General features: G+C 64.9%; 11 protein-coding genes. 6 read left to right on the top strand and 5 right to left on the bottom strand.

What is annotated here, in order from left to right; translation table 11 throughout:
* Positions 1–116: 116 nt before the first annotated feature.
* A complete protein-coding gene (gene hemB / locus IEW63_RS11105; RefSeq protein ID WP_188636706.1) occupies positions 117–1,130 on the top strand; it encodes a porphobilinogen synthase in 1,014 nt (337 codons plus the stop codon).
* Positions 1,131–1,145: 15 nt separating this feature from the next.
* Positions 1,146–3,347 (top strand): polyphosphate kinase 1, encoded by a 2,202-nt coding sequence (gene ppk1, locus IEW63_RS11100; protein WP_308423607.1) that lies wholly within the window; start codon positions 1,146–1,148, stop codon positions 3,345–3,347.
* Here the strand turns inward: ppk1 and ppx are convergent.
* On the bottom strand, positions 3,326–4,831 hold the full coding sequence (gene ppx, locus IEW63_RS11095) for an exopolyphosphatase (protein WP_188636704.1): 1,506 nt from the start codon (positions 4,829–4,831) through the stop codon (positions 3,326–3,328). The two genes, ppk1 and ppx, sit on opposite strands and share 22 nt — an antisense overlap.
* A gap of 173 nt (positions 4,832–5,004) precedes the next feature.
* On the opposite strand from ppx, the gene trxA reads away from it, so the two are divergent.
* The 4 genes from trxA (at position 5,005) to IEW63_RS11075 (ending at position 9,406) form a co-directional block, all read left to right on the top strand.
* Positions 5,005–5,331, top strand: coding sequence for a thioredoxin TrxA (gene trxA / locus IEW63_RS11090; protein ID WP_188636703.1), 327 nt, complete (start codon positions 5,005–5,007; stop codon positions 5,329–5,331).
* A gap of 210 nt (positions 5,332–5,541) precedes the next feature.
* Complete coding sequence (gene rho, locus IEW63_RS11085; protein WP_188636702.1) at positions 5,542–6,807, top strand: transcription termination factor Rho; 1,266 nt, start codon at positions 5,542–5,544, stop codon at positions 6,805–6,807.
* 161 nt (positions 6,808–6,968) lie between these two features.
* A complete protein-coding gene (gene ubiD, locus IEW63_RS11080) occupies positions 6,969–8,435 on the top strand; it encodes a 4-hydroxy-3-polyprenylbenzoate decarboxylase (RefSeq protein ID WP_188636701.1) in 1,467 nt (488 codons plus the stop codon).
* A complete protein-coding gene (locus IEW63_RS11075) occupies positions 8,435–9,406 on the top strand; it encodes a 2Fe-2S iron-sulfur cluster-binding protein (RefSeq protein ID WP_188636700.1) in 972 nt (323 codons plus the stop codon). Before ubiD ends, IEW63_RS11075 begins: the two co-directional genes overlap by 1 nt.
* Positions 9,407–9,458: 52 nt before the next feature.
* On the opposite strand, the gene IEW63_RS11070 is transcribed toward IEW63_RS11075, so the two are convergent.
* Genes IEW63_RS11070 through hemC form a run of 4 tightly spaced genes read right to left on the bottom strand, consistent with a single transcriptional unit; the run spans position 9,459 to position 13,599 of the window.
* Entirely contained in the window at positions 9,459–10,694 is a 1,236-nt protein-coding gene (locus IEW63_RS11070) for a heme biosynthesis HemY N-terminal domain-containing protein (protein WP_188636699.1), read from the bottom strand.
* Positions 10,687–11,895: a uroporphyrinogen-III C-methyltransferase gene (locus IEW63_RS11065; protein ID WP_188636698.1), complete on the bottom strand. Its 1,209-nt coding sequence runs from the start codon at positions 11,893–11,895 to the stop codon at positions 10,687–10,689. The genes IEW63_RS11070 and IEW63_RS11065 overlap by 8 nt, the downstream gene beginning before the upstream one ends.
* Positions 11,896–11,905: 10 nt before the next feature.
* Positions 11,906–12,664 carry a uroporphyrinogen-III synthase gene (locus IEW63_RS11060; RefSeq protein WP_188636697.1) on the bottom strand — a complete coding sequence of 253 codons (759 nt, stop codon included), beginning with the start codon at positions 12,662–12,664 and terminating at the stop codon, positions 11,906–11,908.
* The gene (hemC, locus tag IEW63_RS11055) at positions 12,661–13,599 is read right to left on the bottom strand and encodes a hydroxymethylbilane synthase (protein ID WP_188636696.1); all 939 of its coding nucleotides are present in this window, start codon (positions 13,597–13,599) and stop codon (positions 12,661–12,663) included. Before hemC ends, IEW63_RS11060 begins: the two co-directional genes overlap by 4 nt.
* Between the last annotated feature and the right edge of the window lie 29 nt (positions 13,600–13,628).

Below are 13,628 nucleotides of genomic sequence, written 5' to 3'. Positions count from 1 at the left end.
AAGACCTGAGCCACTCCGGCCTGGTCGCAGCGACAACCTCCACCTGCCCACCCCGCCGCTCAGCCGGTCTTCCACTCCGCCATTCTGACCGGTGTTCAGACACCCAGGGAGCCATCGTGACATTTCAACCTGCCCAACGCCCCTTCCCCCTCTCCCGCATGCGCCGTGCGCGCAAGGACGACTTCTCCCGCCGCCTGATGCGCGAAAGCCGCCTGACCACGGACGACCTGATTTACCCGGTGTTCGTTCTCGAGGGTAATCAGCAGCGCGAGCCGGTGGCCTCCATGCCGGGTATCGAGCGGTTGTCCATCGACCTGCTGCTGGAAGAGGCGGCCGAACTGGTCGAGCTGGGCCTTCCCGCCGTTGCGCTGTTCCCGGTGACACCCGCTGCGGCCAAGTCGCTGGACGCGGCCGAGGCGTGGAACCCGGAGGGCCTTGCCCAACGGGCTACCCGCGCGCTCAAGCAGCGCTTCCCTCAGCTGGGGGTGATTACCGACGTGGCGCTGGACCCCTTCACAACCCACGGCCAGGACGGCATCATCGATGAGCAGGGATATGTGCTCAATGACGTGACCGTCGAGGCGCTGGTGAAGCAGGCGGTGTCCCATGCCGAGGCCGGCGCGGATATCGTGGCTCCGTCCGACATGATGGACGGCCGCATCCTGGCGATCCGCGAGGCACTCGAGGAGGCGGGCCATATCGATACCCGTATCCTCGCCTACTCGGCCAAGTACGCCAGCGCCTACTACGGCCCGTTCCGCGATGCGGTAGGCTCAGCGGCGAACCTGGGCAAGGCCGACAAGTCTACCTATCAGATGGACCCGGCAAACAGCGACGAGGCCCTGCACGAGGTAGCCATGGACCTGTCCGAGGGCGCCGACATGGTGATGGTCAAACCCGGCATGCCGTACCTGGACATCGTTCACCGGGTCAAGGAGCATCACAAGGTGCCCACCTTCGTCTACCAGGTCAGCGGTGAGTACGCCATGCACCAGGCCGCCATTGCCAATGGCTGGCTGAGCGAGGCGGTGATCATGGAGTCGCTCACGGTGATCAAGCGGGCCGGCGCCGATGCCATTCTCACCTATTACGCAAAACACGCAGCCCGGCAATTGCGCGGGCGCAACTGATACCAGAGGAAGATGATGCGGGACGCCACCAGCGAGCCGGATTGGCCGCAGCAGGACACCACAGTTACGCAGCTTGCTGCAGAGCCCGAACCGCCGGCTGCCGCGCTTCCGGTGCCGGTGGAGCCGATCGTCCCCTCGCTGGATTCCCCCGAGCTGTACATCCACCGGGAGCTGTCCCAGCTGCAGTTCAATATCCGCGTGCTGGAGCAGGCGCTGGATGAGTCCTATCCGTTGCTGGAGCGGCTGAAGTATCTGCTGATCTTCTCCAGCAACCTGGACGAGTTCTTCGAGATCCGGGTGGCCGGGCTCAAGCAGCAGATCACCTTCGCCCGGGAACTGACCGGCGCGGATGGCCTGCAGCCGCATCAGGTGCTGACCAAGATCAGCGAGATTGCCCACCAGCAGGTGCAGCGCCAGTACGCAATACTCAACGACATCCTGCTGCCGGAGCTGGCCCGCCAGAAGATCCGCTTCATCCGCCGTCGCCAGTGGACATACAAGCAGACGCTATGGGTCAGGCGCTTCTTCCGTGCCGAGATCGCACCCATCATCAGCCCGATCGGCCTGGATCCCACCCATCCCTTCCCGCTGCTGGTGAACAAGAGCCTGAACTTCATCGTCGAACTGGAGGGGGTGGATGCCTTCGGCCGGGACAGCGGTCTGGCCATCATTCCGGCTCCACGCTCGCTGCCGCGGCTGATCCGCGTGCCCGACGAGCTGTGCGACGGCGGTGACAACTTCGTGTTCCTGTCCTCAATGATCCATGCCCATGCCGACGACCTGTTCCCCGGCATGAAGGTACGCGGTTGCTACCAGTTCCGCCTGACCCGCAACGCCGATCTCGATGTCGACCCGGACGAGGTGGACGACCTGGCGCGTGCCCTGCGCGGCGAGCTGCTGTCACGCCGTTACGGTGATGCAGTGCGGCTGGAGGTAGCAGACAACTGTCCCAAGCACCTGTCGGACTTCCTGCTGAAGCAGTTCGGCCTCAGCGAGTCCGAGCTGTATGAGGTCAACGGCCCGGTCAACCTGACCCGGCTGTTCTCCATCACCGGGCTGGACAATCGCCCGGAGCTGCAGTTTCCACCGTTCATTCCCGGCATTCCCAGGATTCTGACCAACCCGGACAACCTGTTCCCGGCAATCCGCAAGCAGGACATCCTGCTGCTGCACCCCTACGAGTCCTTCAGCCCGGTGGTCGACATGCTGCGCCAGGCAGCACAGGACCCCAACGTGCTGGCAATCAAGCAGACGCTGTACCGCACCGGGGCCAACTCGGAAATCGTCAATTCGCTGGTGGACGCGGCGCGCAATGGCAAGGAGGTGACCGTGGTCATCGAACTGCGCGCGCGGTTCGACGAGGAATCCAACCTGCAGCTGGCCAGCCGCCTGCAGCAGGCCGGCGCGGTGGTCATCTACGGTGTGGTCGGATTCAAGACCCACGCCAAGATGATGCTGATCCTGCGCCGGGAAGATCGCGAGCTGCGCCGCTACGCCCACCTGGGCACCGGCAACTACCACGCGGGTAACGCCCGGCTGTATACCGACTACAGCCTGCTGACCTCCGACCTGGCCATGACCGAAGACGTGCACAAGCTGTTCAATCAGCTGATCGGCATGGGCAAGGCCCAGCGCATGAAGAAGCTTTTGCAGGCGCCCTTCACCCTCAAGCGCAAGCTGCTGGAGCTCATCAACCGCGAGGCCCTGGCCGCCCAGGCGGGAAAACCCGCGCACATCATCGCCAAGGCCAACTCGCTGACTGACGTGAAGGTGATCAAGGCGCTGTACAAGGCCTCCCAGGCCGGCGTGAAGGTGGAGCTGATCATCCGCGGCATGTGCTGCCTGCGACCGGGCATCGCGGGCGTATCGCACAATATCAGTGTGCGCTCGATCATCGGCCGGTTCCTCGAACACAGCCGGATGTATTACTTCCTCAACGAGGGGGAGGAACAGATCTGGCTGTCCAGCGCGGACATGATGGAGCGCAACCTCGACAAGCGGGTCGAGAGCTGTTTCCCGCTGGAGGGCAAGAAGCTGGTCAGCCGCGCCAAGCAGGAGCTATTGCTGTATCTGAGCGACAACACTCAGGCCTGGCTGCTTCAGCCGGACGGCAGCTACCTGCGCAGCACGCCCACCGGCAACCAGAACCCGCGCAGCGTCCAGGCCACCCTGCTGGAGAAGCTCGCCAGCTCGTCTCAGAATACCGTCAGCCTGTAGCCGATCTTCGCCCAGTAGCCGGCTTCCTGGGCGAAGTCGGCCTGGGTGAGCGGATTCTGCTCCAGCCAGCCCGGCGGAAAGTACAGCGTGAGGCCGCTGTCGTCGGCCTCGGCTTCCAGCGCGGGCATGTCCTGATAGCCGCGGATATGGTGATAGAGAATTGCCAGCCGCAGCAACATGCACAGCCGGCGCAGCGCCGGCCCCTCTTCACCCAGCTCGGCAATTTTCTCATCGGACGGCAGGTTGCGCCTGTGCCCGCGCACCAGCAGCGCCATGGACTGCTGCTCCTGGCGGGAGAAGCCCGGCAGGTCGGCGTGCTCGATCAGATAGGCACCGTGCTTGTGGTACTGGCTGTGGGCGATGTCCAGACCCACTTCGTGAACCCGGGCGGCCCAGCGCAGCAGGTCGGCATGCTTGCTGTCGGTCAGCCCCCAGGCGTCGGCCACCCGGCCGAGCAGGCTGGCGGCCTTCTGCTCCACCCGGGCTGCCTGTTCCTGATCGACATGGCTGCGCTCGGCCAGCGCCGTCAGCGAACGTTCGCGCACATCCTCATGCTGGTGGCGGCCAAGCAGCTCGTAGAGCACGCCTTCGCGCAGGGCGCCCTCCGAATGCACCATGGTCTGCACGTTGAGGGCGTCGAACAGCGCCTCCACAATGGCCAGCCCCGAGGGCAGAATCCCCCGCCGCTCCGCCTTCAGCCCGGCCAGGGTCAGCCGATCAACATGACCGGCCTTGAGTACCCTGCGCTTGAGCCGCTGCAGCCCCTCGCGGGTTACCTCGCCATTGCTCAGACCGGCTCCACGGATGCACTGCCCGACCGCGCGGATGGTGCCCGACGCACCGACGGCCTCGGTCCAGCCCATCCGCTGGATGTTCTGCTCGATCGGCATCAGCTCAAGCCGCGCCGCCGTGTAGGCTTGGGAATAGGCACGCTCGCTGATGCGCCCATCGGGGAAGAATTGCCGGGCAAAGGAAACGCAGCCGATATGCAGGCTCTCCCGCAGCAGCGATTCGAAACGCTCGCCGATGATGAACTCGGTACTGCCTCCACCGATATCCACCACCAGCCGCTTGCCTTCGTCATCGGCCAGGGTGTGAGCCACGCCGAGGTAGATCAGGCGGGCCTCCTCGCGGCCGGAGATGACGTCCACCCGGTGGCCGATGATCTCCTTCGCCCGGCGTAGGAAATCGGCCCGGTTGCGGGCGACCCGCAGGGTACTGGTCGCGACGATGCGCACGGCGCCGGACGGCAGACCATTGATCATCTGGGCGAACCGTCGCAGACAGTCCAGTCCGCGCTGCATCGCATCTTCAGCCAGGTTGTCGTTCTCGTCCAGACCGGCGGCCAGTTGAACCTTCTCGCCCAGCCGCTCGACAATGCGCACTTCACCATGGTCAACCCTGGCCAGTACCATGTGGAAGCTGTTGGAGCCCAGATCGATGGTCGCCACCAGTGGCGAATCCAGCTGCTCATTCTGCGCCATGCGCGTTTCCCCTGTTGAACGTGGCGAGATTCTACCCAACCATCGGGACGCTTGTCCGCCCGATGCGACAAACAGGCCGGGATCGCCATCGGGGCAGCGGCGTTTCACACTTCCCCGGGGGAATGCTATTATCGTCCTCATCCGCGCCTGGCGAACCTTTTCTGGAGATACTCATGAGTGATTTGATCGTGCACGTGACCGATAGCAGCTTCGAGTCTGAAGTGCTGAAGGCCGACGGCCCTGTTCTGGTCGATTACTGGGCCGAATGGTGTGGCCCGTGCAAGATGATTGCCCCGGTACTGGATGACATTGCCCGCGACTATGAAGGCCGGCTGAAGATCTGCAAGCTGAACATCGACGAGAACACCGACACCCCGCCCAAGTACGGCGTACGCGGCATCCCGACGCTGATGCTGTTCAAGGACGGCAATGTCGAGGCGACCAAGGTCGGCGCCCTGTCCAAATCCCAGCTGGCTGCTTTCCTCGACAGCAACATCTGATTTTCCCGCCATCCCCGGCTCGCCGGGGATGGATTTTGTTGGTCACAGCTGTAGACGACGCCGCCGAGCGGTGCTAGATTTGCTTTCCAACTCCCTGTCGCACCCTGCGGCAACTGGCTTCCCTACTTGCCAAACCATCGCCCCATCCCCACATGGCGGCTGTTACTAACCCCGTCCTGCCGATAGACACCTCACTTACTCACCGAACCTATGAACCTGACTGAACTCAAGCAAAAACCCATAACTGAACTTCTCGAACTCGCCGAGCAGATGGCCCTGGAAAACATGGGTCGTTCGCGCAAACAGGATGTGATCTTCGCCATCCTGAAAAAGCACGCGAAGGGCGGCGAAGACATTCACGGCGATGGCGTCCTGGAGATTCTGCAGGATGGTTTCGGTTTTCTGCGCTCTGCCGACTCCTCTTATCTGGCAGGCCCCGATGATATCTATGTGTCCCCGAGTCAGATCCGCCGCTTCAACCTGCGTACCGGCGACACCATTTCCGGCAAGATCCGCCCGCCGAAGGATGGCGAGCGCTACTTTGCGCTGCTGAAAGTCGATTCGATCAACTTCGACCGGCCGGAGAACACCAAGAACAAGATCCTGTTCGAGAACCTGACTCCCCTGTTCCCGGATGAGCGTCTGGTGATGGAAGCGGGTAACGGCTCCACCGAGGACCTGACCGCCCGGATCATCGACCTCTGTGCGCCTATCGGCAAGGGCCAGCGCGGCCTGCTGGTCGCCCCGCCCAAGGCGGGCAAGACCCTGATGCTGCAGAACGTGGCATCGAACATTTCCCGCAACAACCCCGAGTGTCACCTGATCGTCCTGCTGATCGACGAGCGGCCCGAGGAAGTGACCGAGATGCAGCGCACCGTGCGCGGCGAAGTGGTCGCCTCCACCTTCGACGAGCCGCCGGCGCGTCACGTGCAGGTTGCCGAGATGGTCATCGAGAAGGCCAAGCGCCTGGTCGAGCACAAGAAGGATGTGGTCATCCTGCTGGACTCCATCACCCGCCTGGCCCGTGCCTACAACACCGTGATTCCCAGCTCCGGCAAGGTGCTGACCGGTGGTGTCGACGCCCACGCCCTGGAAAAACCCAAGCGGTTCTTCGGCGCGGCCCGCAACATCGAGGAAGGCGGCAGCCTGACCATCATTGCCACTGCACTGGTTGATACCGGCTCGAAGATGGACGAAGTGATCTACGAGGAATTCAAGGGCACCGGCAACATGGAGATCCACCTGGATCGCAAGATTGCCGAGAAGCGCGTGTTCCCCGCCATCAACATCAACCGCTCCGGCACCCGCCGCGAAGAGCTGCTGACCAGCGAAGACGAGCTGCAGCGGATGTGGATCCTGCGCAAGATCCTGCACTCCATGGACGAGATTGCCGCCATCGAATTCCTGCTGGATCGTCTGAAGGACACCAAGACCAACGACGAATTCTTCATGTCGATGAAGCGCGCCAAGAACTGATCCCAGCTGCCAGCGGCACGCTGTCGACGGTGCATGACATGCCGTCGCAGCGTGGCCCGACCGCCGCCGCGCCGTCGGCTGCCGCCTCAACACACCCTCGCAGGCAGCGCGCCTGATCACCCATCAGCTCGCCGCCTGCAGCCCCGAGACCTGAAGCTGCCATGCAATATTCCGATCTTCGTGACTTCATCAAGGGCCTGGAACAGCGCGGTGAACTCAAGCGCATCCAGACTCCCGTCTCCCCTGTTCTGGAAATGACCGAAGTCTGTGACCGGGTGCTGCGCAAGGCTGGCCCGGCGCTGCTGTTCGAGAACCCCACCGGTTTCGACATGCCGGTGCTGGGCAACCTGTTCGGCACGCCGGAACGCGTCGCCATGGGCATGGGCGCCAGTGACGTCAGCGAGCTGCGCGAGATCGGCAAGCTGCTGGCCTACCTGAAGGAACCCGACCCGCCGAAGGGCTTCAAGGACGCCTGGTCCAAGCTGCCGCTGGTAAAGAAGGTGATCTCGATGGCCCCCAAGGTAGTGCGCGATGCGCCCTGCCAGGCCACCGTCCTTGAAGGAGACGATGTCGATCTGTCCCGTATTCCGGTGCAGACCTGCTGGCCCGGCGATGCCGGACCGCTGATCACCTGGGGGCTGGTCATCACCCGCGGTCCGAACAAGGACCGACAGAACCTGGGTATCTACCGCCAGCAGGTGATCGGGCGCAACAAGGTGATCATGCGCTGGCTCAGCCACCGTGGCGGGGCGCTGGACTTCCGCGAATGGTGCGAGAAGCACCCCGGTGAGCCCTTCCCGGTCGCCGTGGCCCTGGGCGCCGACCCTGCCACCATCCTCGGTGCGGTTACCCCGGTGCCCGATACCCTATCCGAATACGCCTTTGCCGGCCTGCTGCGCGGCCAGCGCACCGAGCTGGTCAAGTGCCGCGGCTCCGATCTGCAGGTGCCTGCCAGTGCCGAGATCGTTCTCGAGGGCGTGATCCACCCGGGCGAGATGGCCGATGAGGGCCCCTTCGGTGACCACACCGGCTACTACAACGAGGTGGACCGCTTCCCGGTATTCACCGTCGAGCGCATCACCCAGCGCGAGAAACCGATCTACCACAGTACCTATACCGGCCGCCCGCCGGATGAGCCGGCGGTGCTGGGTGTGGCACTGAACGAGGTGTTCGTGCCCATCCTGCAGAAGCAGTTCCCGGAGATCACCGATTTCTATCTGCCGCCCGAGGGCTGCTCCTACCGCATGGCGGTGGTGTCGATGAAGAAGCAGTACCCCGGCCACGCCAAGCGCGTGATGCTCGGTGTATGGAGCTTTCTGCGCCAGTTCATGTACACCAAGTTCGTCATCGTGGTGGATGACGATATCAATATCCGGGACTGGAACGATGTGATCTGGGCCATCACCACGCGCATGGATCCCAAGCGCGATACCGTGATGATCGACAATACCCCTATCGATTATCTGGATTTCGCCTCGCCTACATCCGGGCTGGGGAGCAAGATGGGGCTGGATGCCACCAACAAGTGGCCCGGTGAAACCACCCGCGAGTGGGGCACCGCTATCGTCCAGGACCCCGCCGTGCAGCAGCGCGTGGATGCCCTCTGGCACGAACTGGGAATCGATTGATGAAGGTTACCCTGCAGCCCTCCGGGCATGTCATCGAACTGTTGCCGGGCGAGCGCATCATCGATGCGGTCCGCCGCCTGGGCTTTGACGCGCCGCAGAGCTGTCGCAACGGCAACTGCCATATCTGTGCCGCCAACCTGATCAGCGGTCGGGTTTCGCAGAACGGCACCGAGCGTACCCGCGGCGAACTCTACACCTGCATTGCCGAGCCGCTGGAAGACTGCGAGGTGGAATGGCAGGGCGTGCTGGCGCCGGACGAGCTTCCGGTGCGCAGTCTCGCCTGCCAGCTGGTCGAAATCCAGGACGTTGGCGGTGACGTGTGCCGTGTGCTGCTGCGCACCCCTGCGGGGAAGCCCCTGCGCTATCACGCCGGCCAGTACCTGCTGCTGGAGCGACCGGACGGCGAACTGTCAGCATTTTCCATAGCCTCGGCGCCCCATGAGGAGCGACTGCTCGAGCTGCATATCCTGCTGCGGGAAGACAGTACCCGCGCGCTGGTCGAGCACATTCGCGAGCAGCGCATGGTACGGGTGCGCGCGCCGCTGGGGGACTGCTGCCTGCCGCGCCTGCCGCAACGGCCACTGGTGATGGTGGCTGCCGGCACCGGACTGGCACAGATGCAGAGCCTGACCGAATTCTGCCTGCATGAGGGCTTCACCCTGCCCATGCATATGTACTGGGGCGTACGTCACCCCGGGGATTTCTACAGCGCGCCGCATTGGCAGCATTGGCAACAGCAGGAGAATGTGTACCTGCATCAGGTGGTCAGCGATACGCCGGACTGGCCTGGTCGTCAGGGCATGCTCTGTGAAGCCGTCTGTGAGGATCTGGCCGTGCTGGCGGACTACGACATCTATCTGTGTGGCTCACCGCCCATGGTCTACGCGACCCTGGACGCCCTGCTCGCCGCCGGGGCGGTGCGGGAGCAGATCCACTCCGATGTCTTCAGTTACGCGCCGCGGGAAGATTGAGCCGCGACCGGCGCGGGCCTGACGCCCCGCCGGCGGCGCCGGTCGATTACCGTCATGCCCGACTGGGTTGCGGCAGTTCCGGCAGGTCGTGGACCATCAGCGCGAAGCCCTGGCGCAGCATCTTCTGCGCAGCCTGATGCTCGCCCATATGCTCCAGCAGGCGCACCAGTTCGGCACAGGTCTGGATATCACGGCGGTTGGCAAAGCTGGACTCCAGATACTCTCTCGCCTTGCCCCACAGATGATTGCGCAACGCCAGCCGGCCCAGCGCCAGCAACAGGGTGGCGTCATGGGGATGCTCCGCCAGCCAGGCTTCGGCCGAGCTCAACTGGCGGGCCGGATCGGCGCCGCGAACCAGCCCGTAGATATGCACCAGCCGGTCGCTGTAGCGGTCGTTGAGCGCCTCGCGCAATACCTTCTCCGCATGCACTTCCGCCCCTGATGCCCGCAGCTGCAGACTGTAGGTCTCCAGCAGGGTGGAATCCTGCTTCAACGGTTTCGGCAACTTTTCCCACACCCGGCTGACCGGGTTCGCCTCGCCGGTGACCACATCCTCGGTGCGCTTGCCAGCCTGCACCAGCAATGCGCTGTAGACCCGCTTCTCCAGCGCCAGCTGATCCGCCTCGCTGTGCAGACGGTGGCGACGCAGCTCCGGCAGCAACTGCTCCAGCCGCTCCCAGTCCTCGAGCCGCAGATACAACTGCCCCATCAGCTTGATCGCATACAGGTGCCGGGGATGGTCCTTGCGCACCCGGGTCAGCGTCGCCAGTGCCTGTTCCAGCTGACCTCTGGCGATCTGCAGCTGTGCCTGGGTGACGGCAATCGCCACGTCGGCGTTCGGTGTGGATTCATGGGCCTCACGCAGCAGGTTGTCCGACTCGCGGTAGTCCTCCAGCTCGTGGGCGGCACGGGCCGCTGCCAGATAATTGATCAGTGGCTGGTCGGCGTGCGGGGCGGAACGGCGCAGCAGCTTGAGGCTGTTCGCCCAGTGCCCTTCGGCAAATTCCAGCAGCCCGCGGGTGGTGACCTGGTTGGCCCGCCGCGCACGGTTGCGCCGGGACCAGGGGTTAACCCGGCGGCTGGACGCGCTGGCCAGCCGCACCAGCGCCCGCAGCAGGTTGAGCAGCAGCCACAGCGCGAGCAGGAAGGCCAGCCCTACCCAGATACTGGTTTCCACCGACATGTTGCGCCAGGCAATCAGCAGGTATCCCGGGTCCTCCGCCACCGCCATGCCCAGCAGGGCGGCGACCAGCAGCACCACCAGCACCGCCACATAGCTCTTACTCATCGGCGCTCTCCCCGCTGCCACTGGCCGGCGCCCTGCGGCTCTGGATGTAACTGGCCAGCCCCTGCTGCAGCGGCGCGAGGTCGGGCGGAGTCACCGTGATCGGCTCCGCTGTTAGACGCTCCAGGCGGCTGCGCATCGCCCGGACCTGCGGGTTCTCCATCTCGAAGAACTGCTCGAGCATGCCCGCGGCCCGTTCCATGCTGGCCTGGTAGACCTCGCCCTCGCCCCGCAATACTGCCCACTGGGCCTGCTCCAGAGTGAGCTGCAGGGTGCGCCGCACGCGCTGCATCTCCGCCTCGTCCAGCAGCGGGGTGATCACCTTGCCCCGCTGGAAGTCCACCCGCACATAACGCTCCAGTCGCATCAGCATGCGTTCGCCACGGGTACGCCGGGCCAGCCGGTCCTCGAATTCCTCTTCGGGAGTGACTTCATCGGGATCGAACACCGGGACCGGCAGGGCTACCAGGCTGTCCACCTGCTCGTGCAGGGCCGCCAGCTTCAGATAGATACCGGCCCGGTCCACTACCGGCAGCGCCTCGAGCTGGGTCTGGTAACGGGCCAACTGCTCGCGCACGGCGAACACGCCGCTGTCGGGCTGGTCCTGCAGGATATCGTCCACCGCTTCAAGCAGTTCCCTGGCGGAGCTTACATCCTGTGCGGCGAGCAGCCGCAGTGAGGCCAGTCGCAGCAGGTACTCCGCCTCGGCCAGCTTCCAGTCAGCCCGGGCATCACCCTGCAGATCGCTGAGCCGCTGGCTCAGCGCCTGCTGGCTGCGCTGCAGGTCGGCCACCAGCCGCTGCGACTGCTGCCAGCCATCGGCATCGGGCAGACCTTCGAGACGCTCGGCCGCACTGTTGCGACTCTGCCGCTGGGCGTTGGCCAGCTCGGTCAGGCGGTTTTCCAGCTGCGCCAGATCGGATTGCCGCGCCTCGCCCTGTTGCCTGTCCTCATACCATTGCCAGCCGGAAACCCCCAGCGCAGCGGCGGCAAGGAGCAGAGCCAGCACTGCCACGCCACGATTGCCATTACCGCGAGCGCCGCGCCGGCTGCTCCGGGACGGGGCAACGGGGGGCGGCAGCGAAGCGGATGCCGACTTGCGCCCTGCCCCGTCGGTAGTGGTCCTCTCTGCAGACCCGCCGGCGGCGGCAGGCTCCGGCTGCTGCGGCTCGCCGCGCTGATTGTTATCGTTGTTCGGTTCCACGCTGTTCCCCCTATGGCGTGATTGGGTGGGCCAGGATGGCGGCGATGACGCTGTCGTCATCGGCCCCATCGCAGGACACCACATCGGAGCAGCCCAGCTGCCGCGCCAGGCCGGCGACGCGCTCGCCCGGCACCCAGCAACGCCAGTGTCGCTGGCGCTCCCAGTCTGATCCAGCCGCACGCTGCCAGTGCTGCAGCGCCTGGCCACTGAGTATCACCACCCCGCTGCAGCCCTCGGCAGCTGCTGCGGCAAGATCCTGCTCCAGAGTCGCCGGCATGGTCCGCTGATAGAGTTCGAGCAGATCCACCCGGCCGCCGGCCCCGCGGATGGTCACGGAGAAGTGCTCGCGACCGCCCACCCCGCGCCAGATCAGCACCCGCAGATCGGGCAGCCCCAGCAGTCTTTCCCATGCCGGCAGGCGCAACAGCGCCTCACTGTCCTGGCCGTCCAGCGGAAACTGCACCGGCAGGCCATATTCCTGAAGTACCGCCGCCGTACCCGGGCCCACAGCGAACCATTCGATGCCCACCGGAGGCTGGGGCCAGCAGGCATCCAGCCGTTCCAGACCGAGCCTGGCAGCAATCGGGCTGACTGCCATGACCGCGTGGTAGCGGTCCAGCTCCAGTATCAGGCTGCGCTGCTGCGGCGTCTCCTCCTGCGGCTCGATCTGCAGCAGCGGCAGGCTGCGCGCAGCGATGCCGAGCTGCTCAAGGCGAGGAATCAGGCGCTGGTTGTCTTCCGCGGAGCGCGTCAGCAGCACCGGACTCACTTGCCTTCGGCCTCCTGATACACCGCATCGAGGATCTGCTGGGCGCCCTGGCGCAGCAGATCCTCGGCCACTGCCACACCCAGCTTCTCGGGCTCGTTTTCCGGCCCCCGGGCTTCGGCAGTCAGCAGGCGGCTGCCATCGGGCTCGCCCACCATCCCGCGCAGCCACAGCTCGCCATCGGCGCGCTCGGCATAGCAGGCGATGGGCACCTGGCAGCCGCCGTTCAGATGGCTGTTCAGCGCCCGCTCGGCGCGTACCCGCAGCGCGCTGTCGGTATCATTCAGCGGCGCCAGCAGCTCGTGCAGCTCGGTATCGTCGGTGCGACACTCGATGCCCACCGCGCCCTGGCCGCCGGCGGGCAGGCAGATCTCGGTGGACAGCGTGCTGCGGATGCGATCATGGAAGCCCAGACGACGCAGACCGGCGGCGGCCAGAATGATGGCGTCGTAATCGCCGGCATCCAGCTTGGCCAGCCGGGTGTTGACGTTGCCGCGCAGGAAGCGGATCTTCAGATCCGGGCGTCGGGCCATCAACTGGGCCTGGCGGCGCAGGCTGGAGGTGCCCACCACGCTGCCCTCAGGCAGTGCGTCAATGGATTCGAAATCATTGGAAACGAAGGCGTCACGAGGGTCTTCCCGCTCGCAGATGACGTAAAGCCCCAGCCCCTCGGGGAACTGCATGGGCACGTCCTTCATGGAATGCACCGCCAGGTCTGCCTCGTTGGCCAGCATGGCTGACTCCAGCTCCTTGACGAACAGGCCCTTGCCGCCGATCTTGGCCAGCGGCGAGTCCAGCAGCTGGTCGCCACGGCTTACCATGGGCACCAGACTGACGGTGAGGTGCGGATGAAAATGTTCAAGGCGCGCCTTGACGTACTCGGCCTGCCACAGGGCCAGGGCGCTCTTGCGGGTGGCAATTCGCAGATGTCGACTCATGGGATTCTCGTCCTGTATCAACAGGCATG

Source organism: Halopseudomonas pertucinogena, assembly GCF_014646575.1.
GTDB classification, from domain to species: Bacteria; Pseudomonadota; Gammaproteobacteria; order Pseudomonadales; family Pseudomonadaceae; genus Halopseudomonas; species Halopseudomonas pertucinogena.
Note: the sequence above shows the minus strand (reverse complement) of the source record. Positions and strands in the feature narration are given on the sequence as shown.

Coding starts and splice junctions, on each gene's coding strand:
- ppk1 (WP_308423607.1), top strand. CDS start 1,146: ATGCGGGACGCCACCAGCGAGCCGGATTGGCCGCAGCAGGACACCACA.
- ppx (WP_188636704.1), bottom strand. CDS start 4,831: ATGGCGCAGAATGAGCAGCTGGATTCGCCACTGGTGGCGACCATCGAT.
- trxA (WP_188636703.1), top strand. CDS start 5,005: ATGAGTGATTTGATCGTGCACGTGACCGATAGCAGCTTCGAGTCTGAA.
- rho (WP_188636702.1), top strand. CDS start 5,542: ATGAACCTGACTGAACTCAAGCAAAAACCCATAACTGAACTTCTCGAA.
- ubiD (WP_188636701.1), top strand. CDS start 6,969: ATGCAATATTCCGATCTTCGTGACTTCATCAAGGGCCTGGAACAGCGC.
- IEW63_RS11075 (WP_188636700.1), top strand. CDS start 8,435: ATGAAGGTTACCCTGCAGCCCTCCGGGCATGTCATCGAACTGTTGCCG.
- IEW63_RS11070 (WP_188636699.1), bottom strand. CDS start 10,694: ATGAGTAAGAGCTATGTGGCGGTGCTGGTGGTGCTGCTGGTCGCCGCC.
- hemC (WP_188636696.1), bottom strand. CDS start 13,599: ATGAGTCGACATCTGCGAATTGCCACCCGCAAGAGCGCCCTGGCCCTG.